We start from the raw sequence: 25,666 nt of genomic DNA on the forward strand, positions 1-25,666 counted from the left end.
GGCATGGGCTTGCAATTGAGATTTGGTGCGGCGATCCTCGCGGCGGCACTGGTCGGTGCCGGCGCTTCCCCGGCGCTGGCGCAGAAGTCCGCCGACACGTTGCGGATCACGATGCGCGCCGCGTTGTCGAACATCGACCCCTACTATAACAACGAGCGCACCGGCGTGGTGATGCACCACCAGGGCTGGGACGGGTTGGTCTACCGCAACCCCGAATCCTTCAAGGTCGAGCCGCTGCTCGCCACCGAGTGGAAGCTGCCGGATACGACCACGATCGAGTTTACGCTCAGGCCCGGCGTCAAATTCCACGACGGCAGCGCGTTCACCGCCGATGACGTCGTCTACACGCTCAATCTCATATCCGATCCCGCGAGCAAGGTGTCGACCCCGGCGAACTACAACTGGATCGACAAGGCGGAGAAGACCGGCGACATGTCGGTTCGCGTCAAACTCAAGCGGCCGACGCCGGCGGCGCTGGATTATTTCGCGATGGTTGTCCCGATCTACCCCAAGGCCTATCGCGAGAAGGTCGGTGCGGAAGCCTATGCCAAGGCGCCGGTCGGCGCCGGCCCCTACAAGATGACCAAGGTCGAGTCGGGTGTCTCCATCGACTTCGAACGCTTCGAGGATTATTGGACCGGCAGCCCCAAGGGAAAAGCCGCGATCAAGAAGATGAGCGTGCGCTTCGTGCCGGATGCCGCCACCGAAATGACCGAACTGCTCTCCGGTCGTGCGGACTGGATCTGGAATCTGAACCCCGACCAGTTCGATAGCGTCAACAAGTTCCCGAATCTGGCGGCCGTGCGCAAGGAGTCAATGCGGGTAGGCTATCTCGCGCTTGACGCCGCCGGCCGCACCGGCGCCGACAATCCTTTGACCAAGCTCAAGGTGCGCCAGGCGATCTGGCACGCGATCGACCGGCAGACGATTGCCGACAAGCTCGTCACCGGCGGAAGCCGCGTTCCGGGAGCTCCCTGCTTCCCGACTCAATTCGGCTGCAACGGCGAGGCCGCGACGCTTTACGACTACAATCCCGCCAAGGCGAAGCAGCTGCTCGCGGAAGCCGGCTATCCGGATGGCTTCGAAGTCGATCTGGCCAGCTATATATTGCCGCAATGGGGCTCGGCGATTCAGAACTATCTGATGGCGGTCGGCATCCGCGCCAAGCTCAACCAGCTCCAGGTCGGCGCGCTGATACAGCGCGCGAAGGCAGGGGAACTGCGCGCCTATCTCGGCACCTGGGGCAGCTATTCGATCAATGACGTCTCGGCCTTCCTGCCGAACTTCTTTGACGGCGGCGCCGACGATTATGCGCGCGATCCGGACGTGCAGAAATGGCTGATCGAGGGCGGATCGACCAATGACGCTGAAGTGCGCAACAAGGCCTATTCGGCCGCGATCCAGCGCATCACCCAGCAGGCCTATTTCACGCCGCTGCACACCTATGTGACGACCTACGGCTATTCCAAGCAGCTCGAATTCACCCCCTATTCGGACGAGCTGCCGCGCTTCTATCTGGCGAAGTGGAAGTAGGCTGAAGCAAACGAGCCCGGCGCGGCATCGCCGCGCCGGTTTAGCCCACTGGCGTCATCGGTTTCGAAGCGTCTAGAATGCCCGAATCTCGGCGCGGCATTCGGGAACACGATGACAGGATTGCTCAGTCGGCGTGATGCGTTGGTGCGGAGCGCGGGGCTTGCGGCGGCCGGCCTGGTTTCTAACGCGGGTTTTGCCGCACCTGTCCGCAAGCCGGTTTCCGGCGAGGCGATCGACGCTGCATTGCTGGCGAAGATCGGCGCCAAGGAAATACCCGGCGTGGTCGCGATGGCCGCGAACGAAACCTCGGTCGTCTACCAAGGGGCATTCGGCGCGCGCAACGTCGCGGCCGCAATGCCAATGTCACCAGATACGGTTTTTCGTATTGCCTCGATGGTCAAATTGCTGACGTCGGTGGCCGCATTGCAGCTGGTCGAGCGCGGCAAACTGAAACTGGATGAGCCGGCCGCCAATATCGATCCGACCCTCGCCGCGCCCCAGGTCCTCGCGGGCTTCGATGCCAAAGGCGTTCCGCAGCTGCGGCCGGCGCACAAGCCGATCACGCTGCGAAACCTGCTGACGCACACGTCCGGCTTCAGCTACCCGCTGTGGGATCCGAATGTGGTTCGCTACCAGAAAGCGGCGCGGGCCGATCCGGCGCTGCCGCGCCGGCCGCTGATGTTCGAGCCGGGTGCGCGCTGGGCCTATGGCGGCAGTATCGACAATGTCAGCCAGCTGGTCGAGATCGCCAGCGGGCAAACCATCGATCGCTACTTCAGTGAACACATCACCGGCCCGCTCGGCATGAACGACACCGGCTTTGTCATCACCGAGCAGCAGCGTGCTCGTCAGGCCAGCCTGCATGTGCGCGAGGCCAGCGGAAAGCTCGTCCCAAAACCGTTCGAGAAGCTGGCCCCGACATCGGCCTTTTCCGGCGGCGGCGGCATCTATTCGACCGCGCCGGACTATCTGGTCCTGCTGCAGGCGTTGCTGAACGGCGGACGTTTTCGCGGCGCATGCCTGTTGCGGCCGGATACCGTCGCAATGATGTCGACCAACCAGATCGGCAATATCGAAGCCGGAATTCTCAAGACGGCCAATCCGGCGCTTTCAAATGACGTGGATTTTTTCCCGGGCGTCCATCTGCGCTGGGGGCTCGGCCATATGATCAATGTCGATCCGGTCCGCGAGGGCCGCGCGGCCGGCAGTCTCACCTGGGCCGGTCTGTTCAATACCTATTACTGGATCGACCCGAAAAAACGCGTTGCGGGGGTGATCATGATGCAGATCCTGCCCTTCGTCGACAAGCAGGCGCTGGTGGCCTACCGGCAATTCGAGCGCGGTATTTATCGCGCGCTCGGGTAGGCCTGGTAACCTCCGGGTGACTGCCATTCCGCCGACGCAGATGTGATTGAAACGCGCGCGATGGCGGGCAGTTCGCCGATCGAAAATGTGATAGACCCGCCGTCATCTCATTCGAAACAGGCAACGCGCTCACCATGAACCTCGATATGACCCGTCGTACCTTGCTGCATCTCGCCGGCGCCTCCTCACTTGCGGCGGCCGCCGCGGCCGCGGCGCACGCCGAGCAGGGCGGTAGCGGCGGCGGGCCGACTTTCGCCAACCGCACGCCGATGCGGATCGGCATGGTGACGATCCGCGTCCGCAAGCTCGATACCGTGGCGGACTTTTATCGCGACGTGCTCGGCCTTGCCGTGATGGAGCGCTCGGCCACCGGCGCCGTGCTCGGCGCCGGCGGGGTCAAGCTGCTGGTGCTCGAGGCGCGCCCGGATGCTGCGAACGAAGCCCGCAACGCAGCCGGGCTCTATCACACCGCCTTCCTGATGCCGACGCGCAAGGATCTCGCGCGCTGGCTGGTCAATGCCGCGATCCACCGCGTGCCGCTGTCGGGCTTTGCCGATCACCGCGTCAGCGAATCCGTCTATCTCGACGACCCCGAAGGCAATGGCATCGAGGTCTATGCCGATCGCGATCCCTCGCTCTGGCAATGGAGCGAGGGCACCGTGACGATGGGGACCGACCAGCTCGATATCGACAATCTCGTCTCGCTCACCAATACCAACGTCAGCGATTATGCAAAGGCGCCCGACGGCTTGCGCATCGGCCACATGCATCTGCGCGTCGGCGATCTCGCCAAGGCCGACGGCTTCTACCGCGGCACGCTCGGCTTCGATCCGACGCGGGCACGCAGCGGCGCCGCGTTCCTGTCCTCCGGGCGCTACCATCACCATCTCGGTCTCAACGTCTGGCAAAGTGCCGGTGCCGGCCGCCGTGACGACGCGGCCACCGGCCTCGCCTGGTTTTCGCTGGAGATCGAGAAGGCGGATTTGTTCGCGGCAAAGGAAGAGCGCCTGCGTCAGGCCGGCGTCCAGGTCGCGTCTGTTGCTGGCGGCCTCGAGGCCGCCGACCCCTGGGGCACGCGCGTGCGCCTCGTCAAGGTCTGAGCCATCAGGCGGGAGCAGATGCGATGGATGCCGTGCTTCCTTTCCGTACCATGGCCTACAACAATGGCTGGGCCAATCATCGCCTGCTGACCGCCTGTGCAGCGCTGTCGCAGGCGGATTTCACCGCGCCGCGCACCGGCTTCTTTCCAAGCCTGCGCGCCACCCTCAATCACATCCTGATCATCGACAACTTCTACATCGATGCCTTGGAAGGCGGCACGTTGGGGCCGGCGGCCTGGGCCAACCAGGAGCCGTGCGAAACGATTGTCCTGCTTCGGGATGCGCAAGGCGAGATGGATCGCCGGTTGATCGCCTTCGTCGAGCGCCTCGGCGCTGAAGATCTCGATCGCATCGTCAACGTCCACCGCGGCAGTCGCATTCAACATGAGCGGATGGACCGGCTGCTGCTGCATCTGTTCCAGCACCAGATTCATCATCGCGGCCAGGCGCATGCGATGTTGAGCGCGACTGCTGTCAAGCCGCCGCAGCTCGACGAGTTCTTTGCCGCGGAAGAAGCGCCGCTGCGCGCCGCGGAGTTTGCCGAGCTCGGTTGGAGCGAGGATAAAATCTGGCGCCGCTGATTTTGTCACGAACGTGGATCGCGAAATTGGACGATCGGTGCCAGTTGCGCGGGCGCCACGATTATGTCGGTCAGGGCCAACACGCGACATTCGAACTGCCAGTCACGGAATAACATAAACGCCACCCACCGCGTTCGTTGGTGGGTGGCGTTGAGGCGTATCAAACTGAGCCTTAAATGCACCAGCTTCTATTAAGTCAGGCAAGCATAGTGTCAGGTTAGCGTTGTACCATTGATGCCAGAATCGGCCCGGCCTCCGCATCCTCAACACAGGGCGTCACGGTAATCTCCATCACGTTTGACCATTGCGCGTACCATGCGTACATCGCCTTCGCGTCATTGCTCTCGGAAATCGCGAATCCTTGGCCATTCATGCCGTGCCAACGGCCAAGCATTTTCACGCCCTCAGGCGGCGTACCACCCGTCTCAAGAAACTTTTTGATTGCAGCATCGATCGAGCTTGATGGTATTTTCCAATGTGAGATGTACTTCATTGCAATCTCCATTTTGAGAAAACACGAGATGCCTTACGGCAGGATCAAGTGAACCACTGATCGGTGGCGACGAATAGGGATATTAGTGGGCGTCGGAGAAGGCGGCGTGGGATTTCTGAAGCACGCCGGTTTTGGGTCAAAGACTGACCTGGAGGTAATTTCCGCTTCTGGCGCGGGACGTACATTCGGCAAATCGGGGTATGTCCGGGACCGCTGTGTGGACAGGTTCGCGCCGCCTATGACTGCGGCGACAACTGCTCCGTCACCTCGCGTGCGACGACGCTCATGTCGTGCGCCAGCGCCAGCGATTTTGCACGGTCGAGTTGGCTGCCGAGGCCGACGGCCGCGAGCGTATGCGAGATCGTACCCTGGCCGTTCAGAACCGGCACCGCCACGATCGTGACGCCGTCAATATAATTGCCGCGATCGATGCTGAAGCCCTGGCGCCGTACCAGCTCGACTTCCTTGCGCCAGGAATCGTAGCTCGGCGCGTTGTGCCAGCGCAGCAGGCGAAACCGCTTCTCGATCTCCTTCTGCGGTTGCCCGCAAAAGGCGGCGACGCATCGCCCCGTGGCGCTGATCAGCGCCGGAAACCGGCTGCCGACATCGACATGCAGGCGCACCGGCGCCTGGCTGCGGGACAGCGTGACCACGATCATGTGGTCGAGATCCGGGACCTCGACGCCGATCGCCATCACGCCATAGCGCGCCGAGAGATCATCGAGCTTGGGCCGCACCAGGCTTGGAAAGTCTGCGTTCTCAAGCACCGCGCGCGCCAGCGGCAACATGCCGGTACCGAGACTGTAGCGCTTGGTCAGCGGGTCGACCCGCAGCAGATCTTCGGCGACCAGCGCGCGCGCAATATGCAGCGCGGTGCTCGGCACCAGATCGAGCGCTTCGGCTATTGCCTTGAGGCTCTGTGGATCGCGGCTGCGGCTGAGCAGCCGGAGAATGGCGATGGCGCGGGTGACGGCGGGTACCGCGCGGACTCGCGGCGATTTGGGATTCGGCATGATTGTCTCTGTACAACAATGATTGCGGTGCAACAACGATCGGTGCTAATTGTACATATACAATTATAAACGCTATTTGACAATTAGCTTGTCTTCGGTATTTTGCCGCCATGACCAAGCTGACCCACTTCACGAGCTACGCGGATGCGCAGGCGGAATTTTCCTCCGCCAGACTCTGGGAATTGTTCGCGGGCAATCGCGAACGCCTGAACATCGCCCATGAATGCATCGACCGGCATGCCGGGCGTTCCAATCCGGCTATCATTGTCGTTCACGCCGACGGGCCGGATGAACTGCTGAGCTTTCGCGAGATCTCGGAAGCCTCGTCGCGCTTCGCGCATTATCTGGCAAGCGAGGGTGTCAAGCCCGGCGATCGCGTGGCGATCATGCTGGAGCCGTCGCGGGCGTTCTACGTGGCGGTGTTCGGCACGATGAAGGCGGGCGCCATCGCCGTGCCCTTGTTCACGCTGTTCGGACCCGATGGCGTCAAGCTGCGCGTCAACGATTGCACGCCGCGGCTGATTGTGACGAACGCCGAGAAGGCGCCGAGCCTGGACGGCATCGAAGCGAAAATCGTGGTCGCCGACGATGCGTTCCTGAAAGGACTTGAGCGCTTCTCGCCGCACTTCACATCAAACACGGCGGCCGACGCGCTGGCGCTGTTCCAGTACACGTCGGGGACGACGCGCGAGCTTCCCGAGGCGGTCAAGCACACCCATCGTGCGATCGTGACGCTGATGGTGGCGGCGCTCTACGGCACCGGTTTGCGACCCGGCGATCGTTTCATCTGTCCGTCGTCGCCGGCGTGGGGCCATGGTCTCTGGCACGGCACGCTGGCACCGCTGGCGCTCGGCATCACCATTGGCGCCTATGCCGGCAAGTTCAATCCGGAACGGCTGCTGGCGGCGCTGCAGCAGCACCAGTTCACCAACATCTCGGCGGCCGCCACCCATTATCGCATGATGCGAAATTCCGGCGCGGCGCCGAATTATCGCTACGCGATCGAGAAACTGTCCTTCACCGGCGAGCCGATCGACAGCGAGACCGCTTCGTTCGTCGAGCATGTTTTTGGCCGGCCGGCCTGCAGCATGTACGGCACCACCGAGATCGGCGTGATTCTGGTGAGCTATCCCGGCGCCGGCGATTTCGTCGTCAAGCCCGGTTCATTGGGTAAACCGATTCCCGGCGGACGCGTCGAAGTCCATGATGCCGAGGGCCGGCAATGCCCGCCCGGCGTCGCCGGCGAACTGAAGGTCTGGCGCCACGGGCAGTGGATCGCGACCAAGGATCTCGGCCGCATCGACGAGGACGGTTATTTCTATCACGGCGGCCGCGCCGACGATGTGATCATCTCCGCCGGCTGGACCATGAGCGCCGTCGAAATCGAGGATGCGATCCTGAAGCATCCGCAAGTGCGCGAGGCGGCCGCCATCGGCGTCGCCGATCCGCTGCGCGGACAAGTCGTAAAGGCCTTCGTCGTCACCGACCGGGCCGGCGATGAAGCGTTCCAGCACGAGATCCAGGACGTCGTGCGCCAGCGCCTCAGCCATCACGAATATCCGCGTGTCGTCAGTTTCGTCACCGAACTGCCCAAGACGCCGGCCGGCAAGGTCAACCGCAAGGTGCTGCGCGACCGCGAGCAGGCCATCACGAAATCAGAAGCGAGATAGAGGCAAAAGCCTGAAGGAAGGAACGTCAATGCTTGATACCGTCGAAACCAGATTTCCGAAAATCACCGAGGATGGCCTCGACGATCTGCGCAAGCGCATCGGCGTCTCCATCGGCGTCACCGCCGAGCCCTGGTGCTACGAGGCGACGCGCGACAACATCCGCCATTATGCGCACGGCATCGGCGACGACAATCCGCTGTGGTGCGACCCTGATTACGCCGCCAAGACCAACCATGGCGGCATCATCGCGCTGCCGAGCTTCCTGTTCTCGACCAGCCGCATCGTGTCGGGTTACGTCGGCGGTTTGCCCGGCGTCCACGCGATGTGGTCGGGCGCCGACTGGACCTGGCACAAGCCGGTCAGGCGCAACGACGTGATTTCGACCGAGGCCAAGCTGAAGGATCTCGTCGAGCACCAGACGCGCTTTGCCGGCCGCGCAATCCAGCAGACCTATCATGTCGACTTCTTCAACCAGCAGGGCGACCTCGTCGCCGAGGCGGATAGCTGGTGCTTCCGCACCGAGCGCGACCATGCGCGCGAGCAGGGCACCAAGTACAAGGAGGTCAAGGCCCGCGCGCCGCGCCGTTACAGCGAGCAGGAACTGGCTGACGCCTACAAGCTCTATGCCGAGGAGCGGATTCAGGGTTCGCGCAAGCGCTACTGGCAGGACGTCACCGAGGGTGAGGCGCTGCCCGTCATGTTCAAGGGGCCGATGACGGTCACCGGCTTCATCGCCTATGCGCAAGGGTGGGGCGGCCTCTACATCCGCGCCAACAAGCTCGCCTGGAAGCTGCAGGACGCCCATCGCGGTCTCGGCATCCCGAACCGTTTCAATATTCCCGACTGTCCCGAGCGCGTGCACTGGGAAGAGGAGTTCGCGCTCGAGGTCGGCGCGCCCGGTGCCTACGACTACGGTCCGGAACGCTGCTCCTGGCTCACCCACCATCTCACCAACTGGATGGGCGATGACGGCTTCCTGCGCCGTGCGACCTGCAAGATCCGCCGGCACAATCCCGAAGGCGACATGCTGTTCATCAGAGGCAAGGTGAAGCGCAAGTTCGTCGAGGGCGGACGTCACCTCGTCGAGATCGAGCAGGAAGCCTACAACCAGGACAATGAAGTGTCGGTGCTGGGGACCGGCATCGTGGAACTGCCAAGCCGTTCCTGAAGAAGCTTCGTTCCTGACAACAGAACGGTCAATTGACCATGCCCGCAAACGAGCTCACGCGCGGAGCGATGACCGGCCTCAAGGTCGTCGATCTGTCGCGCGTGCTCGCCGGACCACTGTGCACGCAGATGCTGGCCGATCACGGCGCCGATGTCGTCAAGATCGAGCCGCCTGCGGGGGACGAGACCCGTGGTCTCGGGCCGCCGTTCGATGCGGCCGGGCAGGCGGCCTATTTCAGCGCCGTCAACCGCGGCAAGCGCGGCATGGCGCTCGACCTCTCGCGCAGCGAAGGGCGCGCGGTGCTCGAAGCCCTATTAAAGGATGCGGACGTGCTGGTGGAGAATTTCCTGCCGGGCACCATGGAGCGCTGGGGTATCGGCTTTGATGCTCTGTCCACGCGCTTTCCGCGGCTGATCTACTGCGCCATCTCCGGCTTCGGCTCCGACGGGCCGCTCGGTGGGCTCCCCGGCTATGACGCGGTGCTGCAGGCGATGTGCGGGCTGATGAGCATCAACGGCACGCAGCAATCCGGCGCCACCCGCGTCGGTGTTCCCATTGTCGATTACGTCACCGGATACAATGCGCTCACCGGCGTCCTGTTGGCGCTGGCGGCGCGCGAGCGCACCGGGATGGGGCAGCGCGTCGAGGTGACGCTGTTCGACACCGCGCTCAATCTCCTGGTGCCGCACGCGGCCAACTGGCTCTGCTCGGACGTCGTGCCCGGCCGGCTCGGCAGCGCCCACCCCAACATCGCGCCTTACGACAAATTCGCCGCCAGCGATGGCGAGATATTCCTGGGTATTCTCAACGACGGCCAGTTCCGCCGTTTCTGCCAGAAGGTGGCGCGCGAAGATCTGCTCGACGATCCGCGCTTCCGGACCAATGCCGACCGGCTCAAGCACGTAGGATCCCTTCGCGCCGAACTCGAGCGCACGCTGGCCGGCTTCAAGTCCGACGATCTCTGCCGCGATTTGATGCGCGCGGGGGTGCCGGCGGGACCGGTGAACAATGTGGCGCAGGCGTTCGCGCAGCCGCATGTGGCACACCGCGACATGCTGGTCGAAAGCGAGGGCCACCGCGCACCCGGCATTCCCATAAAACTTGCGCAGACGCCCGGCGGCGCGGGACGGCGACCGCCCCGCTTCGGCGAACATGTCCACGACATACTGGCGGAAGCCGGATTCGATCAAATGGCCATCGACGGTTTGATCGAGACCGGCATCGTCTCACCCAACGACAAGAAGAGCTCATAACAAAAAACAAAATCATCTGGAGAGGAAACCATCATGCTGAAATCCGCAAAATGGGCCGCAGGATTGCTGGCTTTGCTATGGAGTTGCGCGGCAGTTGCGCAGTCCTATCCGTCGAGGCCGGTGCGGATCATCGTGCCGTATCAGGCGGGCCAGGGCACCGACGTGGTGGCAAGATACTTCGCCGACCATTTGTCGCGGACGATGGGCCAGCGGTTCTATGTCGAGAACAAGCCGGGCGCCGGCGGCAATATCGGCGCCGAGCAGGCGGCGCGTTCGGACGCTGACGGATACACGCTGATGATGGGCACCAATGCCACCCAGAGCATGAACGAGTTCATGTACGCATCGCCGGGATTCGATCCGGCCAAGGATTTTGCGCCGATCATCCTGGTGGGCAAGTTGCCCATGGTGCTCGCGGCCAATCCGTCGTTTTCAGGAAGTTCGCTGGCCGACCTGGTTGCCGCGGCCAAGGCGACGCCCGACAAGGTCGACATCGCGCTGCCGAGCACGACGGCCCGTATCGTCTTCGAGTTCCTCAAGGGGCGGAGCGGCGCGTCGTTGTTTTCGGTGCCCTACAAGGGATCGGCGACGGCGACGACGGATGTTCTCGGCGGCCAGGTGCCGCTGATCATCGACACGGTGACGGCGCTGCGCGGCCATGTCGCCGGCGGCAAGCTGAAGGCGCTCGGGATCACCTCGCTGAAATCGACCGAGCTGATGCCGGGTGTAAAGTCCATCGCCGAGCAGGGTGTAGCCGACTTCGAGGTGACCGCCTGGAACGCGTTCTATGCGCCGCGCGACACGCCGCAGCCGATCGTCGATCTCTTGAACAAGGAACTGGCCAAGGCGCTTGCCGAACCGGAAACGAAGAAGCGCCTGCTGGAACTCGGATTCGATCCCGGCGGCGGTACGCCCGCCGAGCTGACCCAGTTCGAGAAGCGGGAGCGGCTGAAGTGGGGGCCGCTGATCAAGGAAACCGGCCTGCAGGGCGGCTGAGCGATCGGCGGGTGAAGTCAGCGCTGACCGTCATGGACTGAAATCGCATCGGCCGACAATCCGCCGATGCGGGCGTGCGGCCGGCCGCCGGTTGCCATCACGAGGCCGAACGCGATTTCGTCGCGGCGTGGCGCGTCCCACATCGTCATCTCGGCGGTGCCGAAGTGGCTGCGCACATAGGCGGCGTTGATATGGCCGAGCGGCACCATCAGGCGGGTGCCGGGGCCGCCGATCGTCTTCGCCGCGGGAACGATGGCCTTGGGCTGGCCAAGCACCTCGCGCATGCCCTGGCCGCCGGCCTCGTGCCACACTGCGCCATGCTCCAACTCGCCGTCCTCGCCGACGACGATGCCCTTTCCATAGGCCTCAATCATGGCGCTGGCGCCGAGCCGCTCCATCAACCCGGCCGCGAGCTCGCGGCCGAGTTCGCGGAGCGACGCCTGAAACGGCATCAGATCCGGCTCATAGCGTCCGGCAAAGGGATTGCGGATCACTGCGATCGCCGTGCCGACGAGCAGCGGCGTTGCCAGCCGTGGCCCACGCTCGTGCCAGATCGTTTCGACGCTCAGCGACGTCTTGCGGATTTCATAGGCGGCGGACGATTGCGTCGTCATCGGTTCACTCGTCGACGACGGGATTGCGGAGCACACCGACCTGTTCGATCTCGACCTCGACGACGTCGCCGGGCTTGAGGAAGATCGGCGGCTTGCGCGTGAAGCCGACGCCGGCCGGCGTGCCTGTCGCGATGACGTCGCCCGGCACGAGGTCAAAGATGGTCGAGGAATATTCGATCAGCCGCGGGATCGAGAAGATCAGCATCGAGGTATTGCTCGATTGCACCGTTTCGCCATTGACGCGGGTTTCGAGCTTCAGATTGGTGGGATCGGCGATCTCGTCAGGCGTCACCAGCCATGGACCGAACGGGCCGGTGCCGACGAAATTCTTGCCGGACGCGATCTGCTGCGCATGCCGTTGCCAGTCGCGGACGCTGACGTCGTTGTAGATCGAATAGCCCGCGACGTGATTCCAGGCGTCGGCCTGGCTGATGTGGCGGCCGCCGTTGCCGATCACGACGGCGAGCTCGCCTTCCCAGTCCAGATTGTCGGAAACTTTTGGCCGGATCACCGGTGCGTTGTGCGCGACCTGCGAGCGCCAGACCCGCAGGAAGATCGGCGGAAATTCGGTGATCTCGCGCTTCATGCCGAACGCGACAGCCTCGTTGTGGTGGTCGAGGTAGTTGCGCACGGCGCAGACGATCTTTTCGGGCCGCGGGATCACAGGCAGAAAACTGATCTCGCTCAGTTTCAGGTCGGGCTTGAGGGCGGCGGCGATCTGCTCCCGCTCGGCGAATTTCGCGCTGCCAATGAAATCCGCCAGCGTCCCGCCGAGCACCTTGCCGAGGTCGATGACCTCGTCGCCGCGCACGGCGCCCCATGTTTCGGTCTGCTGCCGCAGGAAAGATATGAGCTTCATGAACGTGATCCCTGGACCCTGATCTAAGATTTCCGTAAAAGACACTATTTTCGAAAATTAAACAAGCGGAATTCAGTTTCGGCTCGGGAGCGCGCATTTCGGCGCGGTCGCCGAGGCCCGATCGGGTTCAATTCTGGCTGAACAATTCCGAAGCGTATTTGATGACGTTGTCAGTGGTGCTCTGGATGTGCTTTGCGATCAGCTCGCAGGCGCGGTCGGCATCGCGGCCGACGGCGGCCTTCATCAGCGCACGGTGCTCGCCAGCCTTGTCGCGCGGACGTGGCCGGAACCTTGCCGAGATATTGCGATAGCGCTCGGCGCGTTCGAACAGTGATTGCCGGATGCCAAGCAGGGTTGGCGAGCCGCATGCCGCCACCAGGGATTCGTGAAACTCCCGGTGCGCCAGCTTCCATTCCGGATTGTCGGCGTAGTCCTCGACCTCGCGCCCCTCGATGATTCCAAGCCGGTGGATCGACGAAATAACCGCGATTTCCCAGTCATCATCGCCATTTTCGATCGAGCGGCGGATCAAATCGACCTCGATCAGGATGCGGGCACGGGTGAGATCGATCAGATCCGCGAGGCTGATCGGCGCCACCTTGAAGCCGCGCTGCTCCTCGGCCACCACCAGCCCCTCGGCCGCAAGACACGTCAGCGCCTCGCGCAGCGTCGTGAAGCTCGCGCCATAGGCCAGCCGCAGCGTATCGAATTTGAGCACCTCGCCGGGCTTGAGCCGGCAGGTCACGATCTCGTTTCGCATCCGGTGCGCGATGTCGGACGCGAGCGTTTTGCCGAATTCCTTTCGGCGCTTGAAGGCCGTCACGTTCATGGAATCGCTCTCCGATCGCCCTTCGAGTCTATCGAGGCGAGAATGCTGTTGCAATAATTTTCGTAAGCGGTAGTATTTTCGAAAATATGGCTTGAGGACGGGTGGGAGCGCGCATGAAGGCTGTCTTGGTACACCGCCCGGGAGGACCGGACGCCCTGCAATATCAGGACGTCCCGGAGCCAAAGCTCGCCGAGACCGACGTGCTGATCCGGGCCGAGACCTTCGGGGTCGGGCAGCCCGACAAGCTGATCCGTAGCGGCGTCTACAAATGGATGCCGCCGCTGCCGGCCAACCCCGGCAACGACGTCGCGGGCCGGATCGAGGCGATCGGCAGCGACGTCCGTGACATCAAGGTCGGACAAAAGGTGCTGCTGAGCGCCCGCGATCTGGCACAGCGCGGCGGCTGCTACGCCGAGTTGGTCGCAGCCCCGGCGGATGCCATTCATCTGCTGCCCGAGCAGGTTGATCTCGAGGCCGCGGTTTGCCTTGCCAATTACCAGGTGGCCTGGGCGCTGCTGAATGAATGCGGATCGGCGCGTCGGTCGAAATCGGTGCTCGTCATCGGCGCGGCCGGTGGCGTCGGCTCGTCGCTGGTGCAACTGGCAAAACTTGCAGGCATGACCGTGATCGGCACCGTCAGCTCGGAGGAGAAGGCGGTCTTCGCCAGTGCGATGGGCGCCGACGGCATCATCTACTACCGCGGCGAAGACGTCGTCGCGCGCGTGCGCGAACTGACCGACGGGCGCGGCGTCGATCTCGTGCTGGATCACGTCGGCGGTCCTGATTTCTTCAGCCATCTGCGCGCACTGGCCAAGTGGGGAACGGTGGTCTCCTACAACGCGTTCGACGGCCTGCCGACGCAGAACATGATGGAGGAGATGCGCAAGCATCTCGACGTCTGTCCGGCCATCCGCTGTTTCTCGTTTCACATCTACGACCACGACCGCGAAGGCCGCCGCGCGATCATGAAGCGCATGATCGGCCATCTCGCGGACGGCAGCATCAAGCCGGCGATCTTCGCCCGCTTCAAGCTGTCCGAAGTGCGGCAGGCGCACGAGCTGCTGGATTCGGGCAAGGCGCTCGGCAAGATCATCATGACGCGCGACTGACGGGGATGGTTACGATGATAAAGGTCAAACGCATCAGGCACGCGACGTTTGCGACGGCCGATATCGCACAGCAGATCGAATATTATCAGGCGATCATCGGGGTCGGTCTTGTCGAAAGGCAGGCCGGTCGCGCGCTGTTCGCCTCGGAGTCCGGCGAACTCACGCTGGTTCTGGAGCAGGATACGGCTTCATCCTGCAAGGCCATGGCGTTCGAGATCGCCCCCAATGTCGAACTCGGGGACGTCGGCAAGCAGCTTGGGGATCTCGGCATCAAATCCGAACTCCGCTCCGATTCGGTGCCGGGAATACCGCGCGCGCTGGTTTTCTCGGATGTCGACGGCCGCCAGATCGAGCTGTTCACGCAGTGGCAATTCACCCCGCCGAGCGAACAGGTGCGGGGCATCGTCGTCAGCAAACTCGGCCACATGGCGCTGTATGCGCCCGATCCGGACCGCACCGCAAAGTTCTATGCCGACGTTTTGGGTTTCCGCGATTCAGACCGGATCGAGGAAAACTTCGTCTTCATGCGCTGCGGCTTCGAGCATCACGCCATCAATTTCGCGCGCGGCACTGACGCGCGGCTGCACCACATGGCGTTCGAACTGCGCGATGCTTCCCACATGCAGCAGGCCTGCGACCTGCTCGGGCGCCGAAAAATCCCGCTGTTGTGGGGACCAGTGCGCCACGGCCCCGGCCACAACATCGCGACCTATCATCGCGATCCCGACGGCTATCTGATCGAGCTGTTCTACGACATGGACCGCATGGCCGACGAGGAACTCGGTTACTTCGAACCGCGCCCCTGGCATCGCGACCGGCCGCAGCGTCCGAAGACCTGGATCGGATTGCCGCGCGACATCTGGGGCGTCGGCCCTTCGCCTGACGCGGCGGAGTTCTCGCCGAAGATGCGCGGCGGGAAGTAAGCGCGCGGACCTTCGACGGCTAACATCACAATGATCGATATGGGGAGAGACGAAAATGGCGGGATCAACACGCAGTTCAGTTCGTCGTCATTCGTTCGGGCGACTGCTCGCGATGTTGTTCATCGCCACGATCGCGGGATCGATGTGCGCCGCCAGCGCCCAGGACTATCCGACCCGGCCGATCCGCCTTCTCCACGGTTTTGCCGCCGGCGGCGCCGCCGACACCCTGTCGCGCATTCTGGCGAACGGGCTTTCGAAACGGCTGGGCCAACCGATCGTGATCGAGGCCAAGCCGGGCTCGGGCGGCAATCTCGCCGCGGCCCAGATCGCCAAGGCCGAGCCCGATGGCTACACGATCGGGCTCGTCACCGGCGCCCACGCCATATCCCCGGCACTCTACAAGTCGCTGCCCTACGATTCCGTCGAGAGCTTCGAGATGATTTCGACCGCCGTCTACTACGCGCTCGTGATCGCGGTTCGCGCCGATTACGAGGCCAAATCGCTTGGGGAATTGATCGCGCTTGCCCGGGCCAAGCCCGGCGAGCTCAACTACGCTTCCGTTGGATTTGGCAGCACCCACCATCTGGCCGGCGCGCTGCTGGAAACCACGGCCGGCATCAGGATGGTGCACGTTCCCTATCGCGGCGATTCGCTCACCGTCACCGCGCTGCTCGGCGGCGAGATTCCAATGATCGTGGGAACGCCGGTGCTGCTGGCGCCGCAGATCGAGAGCGGGGCCATTCGCGGGCTTGCCGTCACTTCGCCTGCGCGCAGCAAGCTCTTGCCAAACGTTCCCACGGCCGATGAATCGGGCGTCAAGGGATTCGATGTGCGCACCTGGGCCGGCCTGCTGGCGCCGAAGGGCACACCGCCGGCGATCATCAAGCGCCTCAACAAGGCGGTTCTGGAAACCCTCGCCGATCCCGAAACCAGGGCGGCGCTGGAAACCGCGATCGGCGGCGAAGTGCAGGGCAGTACGCCGGAGGAGATGCGCGCGCTGATTCAATCGCAAATCGTAAAATGGGCCGACGTGATCAAGACAGCGAATATTCCCCGGCTGTGACGATCAAGGCATCGTCATGGCGGTCCTGCTTGCATTTCCGGCATGGTGAGCGGCCGAAAGCGCCTTTGTCGCCGCCGTCCTTTCGCGTATGTTTCCAAAGCGTTTTTGAGCGAAGTGGATACCGGTTCGCGTGAAAAAAAACGCGTCAAAACAAGAATCTGGAACATAATCGGTTCTGATTTCATCAGAACCGATTATGTTCCAGGAAACCACTTCGTCCTGAGAGGCCATGTGACTGCATCCAATCCCGCCGCGGGCAAACCGGTCGGTTCCGCTGATCTCGTCAATGTTCCGCGCCTGATGACGGCCTATTTCGCCGGCAAGCCTGATCCGGCCGATCCCGCCCAGCGCGTCGCCTTCGGCACCTCGGGTCATCGCGGCACGTCGCTGAAAAACTCCTTCAACGAAAACCACATTCTGGCGACGACGCAGGCGATCTGCGACTACCGCCGCGAAACCGGGCTGACCGGCCCGCTGTTCATCGGCATCGACACCCACGCGCTGGCGGAATCGGCGCTGGTGAGCGCGGTGGAAGTGTTTGCCGCCAACGGCGTCGATATCATGATCGACGATCGCGGCGGCTACACGCCGACGCCGGTCATCTCGCACGCGATCCTGAGCTACAACAAGGGCCGGACCAGCGGCCTTGCCGACGGCGTCGTCATCACGCCGTCGCATAACCCGCCCGAGGACGGCGGCTACAAATACAATCCGCCCCATGGCGGCCCGGCCGATACCGACGTCACGGCCAGGGTCGAAAAAGCCGCGAACGCCTTTATGGCGGCAGACATGAAGGGCGTGGCGCGGATGCCCTATGAACGCGCCCGCAAGGCGCCGTCGACGCATCTGTATGATTATATCCGCCCCTATGTCGCCGATCTCGGCAATGCCGTTGACATGGCGCTGATCAAATCATCCGGCGTGAAGATCGGCATCGATCCGCTCGGCGGCGCCGCCGTGCATTATTGGCAGCCTCTCATCGAGCATTACGGCATCAACGCCACTGTTGTGAACGATGTCGTCGATCCCACCTTCCGCTTCATGACCGCGGACTGGGACGGCAAGATCCGGATGGATTGCTCCTCGCCCTACGCAATGGCGAGCCTGATCCAGATGCGCGACAAATTCGACGTCGCCTTCGCCAACGATACCGATGCCGACCGCCACGGCATCGTGACGCGCACCGGCGGCCTGATGAACCCGAACCATTTCCTCGCCGCTGCAATTGCCTATCTGTTCGAGCACCGGCCGCAATGGAGCAGGGATGCCGCGATCGGCAAGACCATCGTCTCCAGTTCGATCATCGACCGCGTTGCGAAAAAGCTGAACCGCAAGCTGGTCGAGACTCCGGTCGGCTTCAAATGGTTCGTCGAGGGGCTCGGCAGCGGCGCATTCGGTTTTGCCGGCGAGGAAAGCGCCGGCGCCTCGTTCCTCAAACGCGACGGGTCGGTGTGGACCACCGACAAGGACGGCGTCGTGATGGGGCTGCTGGCCGCCGAGATCCTCGCCAAAACCGGCCGCAATCCCAGCGAGTTGTTTGCCGGATTGACCGCCGAACTCGGCACGCCCGTCTATGCGCGGATCGACGTGCCGGCGACGCCAAAGCAGAAGAACGCGCTCAAGGCGCTCGGGCCGGAACAGCTCGGCATGAAGGAAATGGCCGGCGATCCGGTGACGGCGGTCAGGACCAAGGCGCCCGGCAACGATCAGCCGTTCGGCGGCATCAAGGTCGAGACCGACCAGGGCTGGTTCGCCGCACGGCCGTCCGGCACCGAAGACGTCTACAAGATCTACGCCGAGAGTTTTCGCGACAGCGATCATCTGGGCAGGATCCAGAGCGACGCCAGGGCCGCGATCGCCAAGGCGTTCTGACGAAGCAGCGTCAAAGCAGCCTCCTCGCTGTTAAGTCCACGGCTGAGGCAGGTTGCTCCTGCGCGTGTGCGCTGCCCGAGGCTTGGTTTTTCTCGCAGAGGCCCATGCCGATCGCGCTGTTGCCAAAAGAATTCCTAGCTGCTTCGCTCCTTGCAGCGACCGGATGTCAACTCACGGCGCCAGGGAGAAGAACGTGACGCACAAGGGCATGGTGGTAACTCCGCAACCCGAGGCCACAGAGGCGGGCAGGGACATCCTCGCCGCCGGCGGCAACGCTATCGATGCGGCCATCGCGGCCGCGCTGGTTCAGACAGTCGTTGACCCCATGATGTGTGGAATTGCCGGCTTCGGAAGTCTGGCCGCCTATTTCCCGTCGAAGAAGGTGCACACCTACTACGATTTCCATGCCCCTGCGCCATCAGCCGTGCGACCTGACATGTGGCAGGATCTGATCGAGGGCGAAGCGCGAGACGGATACGGCTTTATTCTCAAAGGCAACGTGAACGACATCGGTTATCAATCGATCTGCGTGCCGTCCTCACTCAGGGCCTTTGCCGACGCGCACCGAGATCTCGGCAAATTGCCCTGGTCGGAGCTGTTTGGCCCGGCCATTGACTACGCGGAGAGCGGCTGGAACGTTCGGCCGCATGTCCACACCTGGTGGTCGGAAGAAGGAACGATGGGGCGGGTGGGCAACGCCAATCGAATTTCATTCGTCCCGTCGGCCAAGGCGCTTTATTGCAGGCCGGACGGATCGCCGAAGCGGGTGGGAGACCGCGTCGTCAATCGGGACTATGCAAACGTGCTGCGGACGATCGCGAAGGATGGGCCTGATGCATTCTTTCGCGGCGAGATCGCCGATGCCATCGACGCGGACATGCGGGCCCACGGCGGTCTGTTGCGCCGATCTGATCTCGAGAAGCTGCAAACCGTAAGGAACAAGCCGCTCTCGGCCACCTATCGAAACTCACGGGTTACGACAAATCAGGCGCCGGGCGGCGGCATCATGCTGCTGGAGATGCTTCGCACGCTCGAGAATTTCGATCTGAAGTCGATAGGTCACAACAGTGTCGAATACATTCGCGTCGTTGCAGAAGCCATGAAGGCCGCAACCCGCGACAAGGATCTGTTTATCGGTGATCCCTCCTTTGTTGACGTTCCGACCGATCGTTTGATCTCGAAAGAGCACTGCGCCGAAATCGCTGAAGGCATCAAGCGTGGCGACAAGGTCAACGTGGTCAGGCTCAATGCCGGCCTCCCGAGCAAGGATACGACACAGGTTTCGATATGCGATGCCGAAGGCAACTGCATCTCGATGACCCATTCGCTTGGTTTGCCGTCCGGCGTGATCACCAACGGATTGGGTTTCATGTACAATGGATGCATGGGTGTCTTCGATCCGCGGCCCGGGCGCGCCGGCTCGCTGGCGCCGGGAAAGGCGAGGTTCTCTTCCATTTGCCCGTCGATCGTCTTCAGGGATGACAAGCCCGTCCTGGTGATCGGAGCACCCGGTGCGACCCAGATCGCCATGGGTGTGCTCCAGGTATCGCTGAACGTCCTCGACTTCGAAATGTCGATGCTGGAGGCGGTCTCAGCGCCCCGCTTTTCGGCGACCAGCGATATCATCGATCTCTCGAACCGGATTCCGCGCTCTACCGAGCGGGCGCTGAATGGGCTCGGATATCAGACGGTACGATCCGCACTTAGGCACACATTCGGCTGGGTACACGGTATCAAGATTTCTTCTCAGGGGATGGAAGGTGGTGCTGACCCGGCGACGGACGGTATGGCGCTTACGGCTGGCTGAACGGTGGCTTCGTCCCGGTTACGTATAAGCCGGTACTTCCTTCCCTTCTCCCCTTGTGGGAGAAGGTGGCGCGCGTAGCGCGCCGGATGAGGGGTCTCTATCCGCGGAAACAGACCCCTCACCCGTCACAAACGCTTCGCGTCCGTGCCACCCTAAGAGCGAGCTTCGCTCGCCTCGGCTCCCACAAGGGGAGAGGGAGGCTCTCTGTTTTAAAGGCGTTTCTCCAATGGCTGATCTCCACGGCGTCTTTCCTTACCTCGTTTCACCGATTGGGCCCGAAGGCGACATCCGCACCGAAGTGCTCGGCCGCCTCTGCGACGATCTGATCAAATCAGGCGTGCACGGCCTGACGCCGCTCGGCTCGACCGGCGAATTCGCCTATCTCAACCAGGCGCAGCGCACCGCCATGGTGCAGACCACGATCGAGGCCGCCGCGGGCCGCGTGCCTGTGATTGCCGGCGTCGCGTCGACCTCGACGGCGGATGCGGTGGCGCAGGCGAAGGCGTATCAGAAGCTCGGCGCCGACGGCATCCTGGCAATATTGGAAGCGTATTTTCCGATTTCGGACGCGCAGGTGGAATCCTATTTTCGCGCCATTGCCGACGCGGTCGAGATTCCCGTCGTGATCTACACCAACCCGCAGTTCCAGCGCTCGGATTTGACGCTTGACGTGATCGAGCGCCTCGCCGCCCATCCGCGCATCGGCTACATCAAGGACGCCTCGACCAACACCGGCCGGCTGCTCTCGATCATGAACCGCTGCGGCGAGAGCATCAAAGTGTTCTCGGCCTCGGCCCACATTCCGGCGGCGGTGATGCTGATCGGCGGCCTCGGCTGGATGGCCGGCCCGGCCTGCATCATCCCGCGCCAGAGCGTCGAGCTCTACAACCTCTGCCACGCCAAGCGCTGGGACGAGGCGCTGACGCTGCAGCGCAAGCTGTGGCGCATCAACGAAGCTTTTGCGCGATTCAACCTCGCCGCCTGCATCAAGGCCGGCCTGGAAATCCAGGGCTACGCGGTGGGCGATCCCGTTCCACCGCAGGCCGCGCTGACGGCGGAGCAGCGCAAGGTGGTGGAAGCGGCGCTGCGGGATGTTGGATAGTTGGATTGCGCTCTCTCCCCGTCATTGCGAGCGCAGCGAAGCAATCCATGGCGCGCCCAGCCGAGGAATGGATTGCTTCGTCGCTTCGCTCCTCGCAATGACAGTGGTGCGACAAAATAACCCGACGGGCAAATCAGTTCCGAATTACAGAAATCGTGTCAAGTCATAAAATTCCGAAAATCGAAAATATTCTTGTTGTCATCCGCCCCAAATCAGTGCGCATCTATCGCCATCCCGTCCTATCAAGAGGGGCGTCGGCCGTCGTCACGACGAGGGGCGGGTTGCGGTGGACGCTGAGGTTGCGATTGACGGTCGCGGCTGAGGCGTACGGCGAAAGCGTGTGGTCCTGGCGCCCGTAACGGCGTCAAGCCTTAAGGGAGCTAACGCTTCCGAGGGGCGACGGTGGCAATAGAGGCCGTCTCACCGGGGAGAGCGCGTCATAAGCCGTAAAGCCACTGCGCAGGGAATGTCGGATGTTCTCCGCTGCCCTGTATGCTCGTGTGCAGCTTTCTTAGCACAATCGCACACGAGACCGCGGGTGCAGCGCGCATCCGGCATTCCCTGCGCCCTTTGATTAAGAGGGCGAACGATTTCAAGCATAGCTCGGGCGCATCGCGTCGCGAGATCGCAGCTACATATTCAGTGTCATCGCCCGGCTTGACCGGGCGACCCAGTATTCCAGAGACGCCGATGATTGAACCGAGAAGCCGCGGCGTACTGGGTCCCCCGCTTTCGCGGAGGACGACACCATTTTTGGAGCCGCAGTGCATGACAGCATTGCCCATTTCCCAGGCGCTTCCATAGGGTTGGCTCGCACCCTATCTATCGGCTAGAACCCACCCAACTTTTGCGAAGAAAATCGAAGGACCAACTGATGAACATTCTTCCCGGCAATATGCGTTTTGGTGCGGGCCGGCCGGTCAAGCGTTTGGAAGATCAGAGACTGCTCACCGGGAAGGGGCAGTTCATCGACGACAGGCCGGAGGAAGGTGCGCTGTGGCTGCACGTGCTGCGCTCGCCGCATGCCCACGCCAAAATCGTCGCGATCGATACCAGGGCCGCGGCCGAGCTGCCCGGCGTCGAAGCCATCTATACCGGCGCCGATCTGGTCAGGGACGATATCGGCACCATCCCGACGCTGGCGATCTTCAAGCGGCCGGACGGCTCGCCGATGACGGTGCCGCCGCGGCGGCTATTGGCGCATGAGGTCGTGCGCTTTGCCGGCGAGCCGGTCGCGGCCGTGGTCGCGACCTCGCGCGTGCTGGCGCAGAACGCGGCGGAAGCGATCGCGGTCGATTACGAGGTGCTGCCGTCGGTGGTCGATCCCGTCGAGGCGGTCAAGCCGGGCGCGCCTGTGGTGTGGCCCGAGGCGCCTGACAACATCGTCGGCGCCATGAGCTATGGCGATGCCGCCAAGGTCGAAGCGGCATTTGCCAGCGCCGCGCATACCGTATCGCTCGATCTGGTCAGCCAGCGGCTGATTCCGTCCGCAATGGAGCCGCGCTCGACCATTGCCGAGATCGACAAGTCCGGCCGGCTGATCCTGCACGTCCAATCGCAGACCCCTGGCTCGACCCGCGACCTGCTCGCCGAATCGATCCTGAAGCGGCCGAAGGAAAGCGTCCGCGTGCTGGTCGGCGATATCGGCGGCGGCTTTGGGCAGAAGACCAGCCTTTATCCGGAAGACGGCGTGGTGGCCTATGCCGCCACAAAGCTCGGCAAGAAAATCCGCTGGCGCGGCGACCGCACCGATGAATTCGTCGGCGGCACCCATGGCCGCGATCTCACCTCGACCGGCGAATTCGCGCTCGACGCCAAGGGCCGCGTGCTGGCCTATCGCGTGCGCTCGATCGGCGGCACCGGCGCCTACAGCAGCGGCGCCGGCAACATCATTCCGCTGGTGCTCGGGCCGTTCGTGCAGACCGGCGTCTATGATCTGCCGCTGGTGCATTTCGAAGTCAAATCCGTGATGACCAACACCGCGCCCGTTGGCGCCTATCGCGGCGCGGGCCGGCCGGAAGCCGTGTTCATCGTCGAGCGGCTGATGGACGCCGCCGCGCGCCAGATCGGGATGGACCCGCGCGCCATCCGCAAGGTCAATTACATCAAGCCGGCGCAATTGCCCTACACCAACGCCGCCGGCCAGGTGTACGATTCCGGCGCGTTCGCGCACATGATGCAGCGCGCCTCCGATCTCGCCGATTGGGACGGTTTTAACGCGCGCAAGAAGGCCGCGAAGAAGAAGGGCCTGCTCTACGGCCGCGGCCTCACCAGCTACATCGAATGGACCGGCGGGCGTGCGCACACCGAAAAGGTCTCGCTGCATGCGACAGCTGAAGGCCGCATCATCCTGCATTCCGGCACCATGGCGATGGGGCAGGGCCTGCAGACCACCTACACCCAGATGGTGTCCGATACGCTCGGCATTCCCATGGACACGATCGATGTGGTGCAGGGCGACACGGATCTTGCGACCGGTTTCGGCTCGGTCGGTTCGCGCTCGCTGTTCGTCGGCGGCACCGCGGTGGCGGTTTCCACCAACGACATGATCAACAAGGCGCGCGAGAAAGCGTCGAATGTGCTGGAAACCTCGGTCGAGGACATCGAGTATCGCGACGGCTTTCTCACCGTGGTCGGCACCGACAAGCGCATCAGCCTGTTCGAGATCGCGAAGAAGGAAGACGGCGCGCGGCTCAGCGTCGACAGCGAGGGTGAAGTCGACGGCCCGAGCTGGCCGAACGGCACGCATATCTGCGAGGTCGAGATCGATCCCGAAACAGGCGTCAGCAAAGTGGTGCGCTACACCACGGTCGACGACGTCGGCATCGCCGTCAATCCGATGCTGGTCACCGGCCAGGTGCATGGCGGCGTCGCGCAGGGCATCGGACAGGCGCTGTATGAGGGCGTGTCCTACAACGAGGAAGGACAATTGCTGACCGCGAGCTATCAGGATTACTGCGTGCCGCGCGCCGACGACATCCCGCCGATCGAGGTGACGCTGGATGATTCCGCGCCGTGCCGCACCAATCCGCTCGGCGCCAAAGGCTGCGGCGAATCCGGCGCCATCGGCGGCCCGCCCTGCATTACCAACGGCGTAATGGATGCGCTCAGCGAACTCGGCATCAAGCAGCTCAACACACCGCTGACGCCGGCAAAGGTCTGGCAAGCGATCAGGGATGCGCGGGTGGGGGTGTAACGGCAGAAAGGTCATCATGCCCGGCCTTGTCCCGGGCATCCACTCTTCACGGTGTATGAGCAAGCAAGACGTGGATGGCCGGGTCAAGCCCGGCCATGACACTTGGTGCTGGCTTGAAATGAGTGCGACTCAAAGCAGCACGCCTCAAAAATCGGCACCCCGCACCGTTGCGGGAATCCGCCGAATCAAGCCCAATGAGCCCAGCAAGAAGCAGGAACGTAATCAGACTCTCGGGGGCGATCCGATGTCGGTTGAAGGTGCGATGCGGGCACTGTCTGCTCGTGTGATCGTCGTCGGCAATGAAAAAGGCGGATCAGGAAAATCCACCGTCGCCATGCACATCGCGATCGCCCTGATCAAGTCGGGACAGGCCGTCGCCACCATCGATCTCGATACCAGGCAGAAGAGTCTCACCCATCACATCGAGAACCGCCGCGCCTGGGCGCGTCATGTCGGCCGCGACCTCGGCATGCCCCAGCATTTCTGCTTCCAGCAACTCGATTATCCCTCGGCCGATGAACAGGCTGCCGGCTGCCGGGCGCTCGAGAAGACCATCGAGACGCTCGCCGGCCGCCATGGCGTCGTCATCATCGACACTCCCGGCCACGACGATTATCTGACGCATGTCGCGCATGCGATGGCGGACACCTTGATCACGCCGCTCAATGACAGCTTCGTCGATCTCGACGTGCTCGGCACCGTCGATCCCGAATCCTTCCGCGTCACCGGCACCAGTCATTATGCCGAGATGGTGGAAGAAGCGCGCGGCAGGCGCCGCGTGCGCTATCTCGGCGTCACCGACTGGATCGTGCTGCGCAACCGGCTCTCCACGCTCGGCTCGCGCAACAAGCGCCTCGTGGGCGAGAGCATCCAGCAGCTGTCGCAGCGGCTGAACTTCCGCTGCATCGACGGCCTCGCCGAACGGGTGATTTTTCGCGAGTTCTATCCGCGGGGCCTGACCGCCGTCGATGATCTCGACGAGATCACGCTGGGTAGCCGCCCCACCATGTCACACGTCACCGCGCGGCTGGAGATGCTGAAGCTGCTCACCGCGATCGGATTGGGTAACGCTGTCACAGCCCATGAGATTGTGGGCCGTAGGCGGGAAGTGGCCTGATCG

At 63.1% G+C, this 25,666-nt stretch carries 22 protein-coding genes; 16 read left to right on the plus strand and 6 right to left on the minus strand.

Annotation, left to right across the window (positions count from 1 at the left end; all coding sequences use genetic code 11):
- Positions 1-3 precede the first annotated feature (3 nt).
- The 4 genes from JQ609_RS00545 (at position 4) to JQ609_RS00560 (ending at position 4,579) form a co-directional block, all read left to right on the plus strand.
- On the plus strand, positions 4-1,533 hold the full coding sequence (locus tag JQ609_RS00545; protein WP_212271646.1) for an ABC transporter substrate-binding protein: 1,530 nt from the start codon (positions 4-6) through the stop codon (positions 1,531-1,533).
- Between the two features lie 111 nt (positions 1,534-1,644).
- Complete coding sequence (locus JQ609_RS00550) at positions 1,645-2,898, plus strand: serine hydrolase (RefSeq protein WP_212271647.1); 1,254 nt, start codon at positions 1,645-1,647, stop codon at positions 2,896-2,898.
- A 134-nt stretch (positions 2,899-3,032) separates the two neighbouring features.
- Positions 3,033-3,998, plus strand: a complete 966-nt coding sequence (locus tag JQ609_RS00555) for a VOC family protein (protein ID WP_212271648.1) — start codon at positions 3,033-3,035, stop codon at positions 3,996-3,998.
- A 23-nt stretch (positions 3,999-4,021) separates the two neighbouring features.
- Entirely contained in the window at positions 4,022-4,579 is a 558-nt protein-coding gene (locus tag JQ609_RS00560; RefSeq protein ID WP_212271649.1) for a DinB family protein, read from the plus strand.
- A 217-nt stretch (positions 4,580-4,796) separates the two neighbouring features.
- Here the strand turns inward: JQ609_RS00560 and JQ609_RS00565 are convergent, their stop codons facing one another.
- Both JQ609_RS00565 and JQ609_RS00570 read right to left on the minus strand, forming a co-directional pair.
- Positions 4,797-5,072, minus strand: a complete 276-nt coding sequence (locus JQ609_RS00565; RefSeq protein WP_212271650.1) for a DUF3303 domain-containing protein — start codon at positions 5,070-5,072, stop codon at positions 4,797-4,799.
- A 236-nt stretch (positions 5,073-5,308) separates the two neighbouring features.
- A complete protein-coding gene (locus tag JQ609_RS00570) occupies positions 5,309-6,085 on the minus strand; it encodes an IclR family transcriptional regulator (RefSeq protein ID WP_212207794.1) in 777 nt (258 codons plus the stop codon).
- A gap of 110 nt (positions 6,086-6,195) precedes the next feature.
- Between JQ609_RS00570 and JQ609_RS00575 the strand changes: the two genes are divergently transcribed.
- From JQ609_RS00575 to JQ609_RS00590, 4 genes are read left to right on the plus strand one after another with little or no spacing between them, the layout of a single operon-like run.
- On the plus strand, positions 6,196-7,755 hold the full coding sequence (locus JQ609_RS00575) for an acyl-CoA synthetase (protein WP_212271651.1): 1,560 nt from the start codon (positions 6,196-6,198) through the stop codon (positions 7,753-7,755).
- Positions 7,756-7,783: 28 nt separating this feature from the next.
- Positions 7,784-8,923: a MaoC family dehydratase N-terminal domain-containing protein gene (locus tag JQ609_RS00580; protein WP_212271652.1), complete on the plus strand. Its 1,140-nt coding sequence runs from the start codon at positions 7,784-7,786 to the stop codon at positions 8,921-8,923.
- Positions 8,924-8,961: 38 nt separating this feature from the next.
- Entirely contained in the window at positions 8,962-10,176 is a 1,215-nt protein-coding gene (locus tag JQ609_RS00585; protein ID WP_212271817.1) for a CaiB/BaiF CoA-transferase family protein, read from the plus strand.
- 33 nt (positions 10,177-10,209) lie between these two features.
- A complete protein-coding gene (locus tag JQ609_RS00590) occupies positions 10,210-11,172 on the plus strand; it encodes a tripartite tricarboxylate transporter substrate binding protein (protein ID WP_212207797.1) in 963 nt (320 codons plus the stop codon).
- Positions 11,173-11,189: 17 nt separating this feature from the next.
- Here the strand turns inward: JQ609_RS00590 and JQ609_RS00595 are convergent, their stop codons facing one another.
- The 3 genes from JQ609_RS00595 to JQ609_RS00605 all read right to left on the minus strand — a co-directional run bounded on the left by JQ609_RS00595 (position 11,190) and on the right by JQ609_RS00605 (position 13,474).
- Positions 11,190-11,786, minus strand: a complete 597-nt coding sequence (locus tag JQ609_RS00595; RefSeq protein ID WP_212271653.1) for an amino acid synthesis family protein — start codon at positions 11,784-11,786, stop codon at positions 11,190-11,192.
- A 4-nt stretch (positions 11,787-11,790) separates the two neighbouring features.
- Positions 11,791-12,645, minus strand: coding sequence for a fumarylacetoacetate hydrolase family protein (locus JQ609_RS00600; RefSeq protein ID WP_212271654.1), 855 nt, complete (start codon positions 12,643-12,645; stop codon positions 11,791-11,793).
- 127 nt (positions 12,646-12,772) lie between these two features.
- Positions 12,773-13,474 carry a GntR family transcriptional regulator gene (locus tag JQ609_RS00605; protein ID WP_212271655.1) on the minus strand — a complete coding sequence of 234 codons (702 nt, stop codon included), beginning with the start codon at positions 13,472-13,474 and terminating at the stop codon, positions 12,773-12,775.
- 113 nt (positions 13,475-13,587) lie between these two features.
- Between JQ609_RS00605 and JQ609_RS00610 the strand changes: the two genes are divergently transcribed.
- Genes JQ609_RS00610 through JQ609_RS00620 form a run of 3 tightly spaced genes read left to right on the plus strand, consistent with a single transcriptional unit; the run spans position 13,588 to position 16,569 of the window.
- Positions 13,588-14,583 (plus strand): zinc-dependent alcohol dehydrogenase family protein, encoded by a 996-nt coding sequence (locus tag JQ609_RS00610; protein ID WP_212271656.1) that lies wholly within the window; start codon positions 13,588-13,590, stop codon positions 14,581-14,583.
- Between the two features lie 14 nt (positions 14,584-14,597).
- Positions 14,598-15,506 carry a VOC family protein gene (locus JQ609_RS00615; protein WP_249127505.1) on the plus strand — a complete coding sequence of 303 codons (909 nt, stop codon included), beginning with the start codon at positions 14,598-14,600 and terminating at the stop codon, positions 15,504-15,506.
- Between the two features lie 55 nt (positions 15,507-15,561).
- Positions 15,562-16,569, plus strand: coding sequence for a Bug family tripartite tricarboxylate transporter substrate binding protein (locus JQ609_RS00620; protein ID WP_249127507.1), 1,008 nt, complete (start codon positions 15,562-15,564; stop codon positions 16,567-16,569).
- A gap of 3 nt (positions 16,570-16,572) precedes the next feature.
- Here JQ609_RS00620 and JQ609_RS00625 read toward each other — a convergent pair whose 3' ends face one another.
- The gene (locus tag JQ609_RS00625) at positions 16,573-16,800 is read right to left on the minus strand and encodes a hypothetical protein (protein WP_212271658.1); all 228 of its coding nucleotides are present in this window, start codon (positions 16,798-16,800) and stop codon (positions 16,573-16,575) included.
- Between JQ609_RS00625 and pgm the strand changes: the two genes are divergently transcribed.
- From pgm to JQ609_RS00650, 5 genes are all read left to right on the plus strand, one after another.
- A complete protein-coding gene (pgm, locus tag JQ609_RS00630; RefSeq protein WP_212271659.1) occupies positions 16,801-18,441 on the plus strand; it encodes a phosphoglucomutase (alpha-D-glucose-1,6-bisphosphate-dependent) in 1,641 nt (546 codons plus the stop codon).
- A 193-nt stretch (positions 18,442-18,634) separates the two neighbouring features.
- Positions 18,635-20,248, plus strand: a complete 1,614-nt coding sequence (gene ggt, locus JQ609_RS00635) for a gamma-glutamyltransferase (protein ID WP_312014782.1) — start codon at positions 18,635-18,637, stop codon at positions 20,246-20,248.
- A 226-nt stretch (positions 20,249-20,474) separates the two neighbouring features.
- A complete protein-coding gene (locus JQ609_RS00640; protein WP_212271660.1) occupies positions 20,475-21,350 on the plus strand; it encodes a dihydrodipicolinate synthase family protein in 876 nt (291 codons plus the stop codon).
- An 874-nt stretch (positions 21,351-22,224) separates the two neighbouring features.
- A complete protein-coding gene (locus JQ609_RS00645) occupies positions 22,225-24,546 on the plus strand; it encodes a xanthine dehydrogenase family protein molybdopterin-binding subunit (protein WP_212271661.1) in 2,322 nt (773 codons plus the stop codon).
- 244 nt (positions 24,547-24,790) lie between these two features.
- Positions 24,791-25,663 (plus strand): division plane positioning ATPase MipZ, encoded by an 873-nt coding sequence (locus JQ609_RS00650; RefSeq protein WP_212271662.1) that lies wholly within the window; start codon positions 24,791-24,793, stop codon positions 25,661-25,663.
- Positions 25,664-25,666 lie beyond the last annotated feature (3 nt).

Origin of the sequence: Bradyrhizobium sp. AUGA SZCCT0169 (genome assembly GCF_018130085.1) — a bacterium.
Classification (GTDB): Bacteria; Pseudomonadota; Alphaproteobacteria; order Rhizobiales; family Xanthobacteraceae; genus Bradyrhizobium.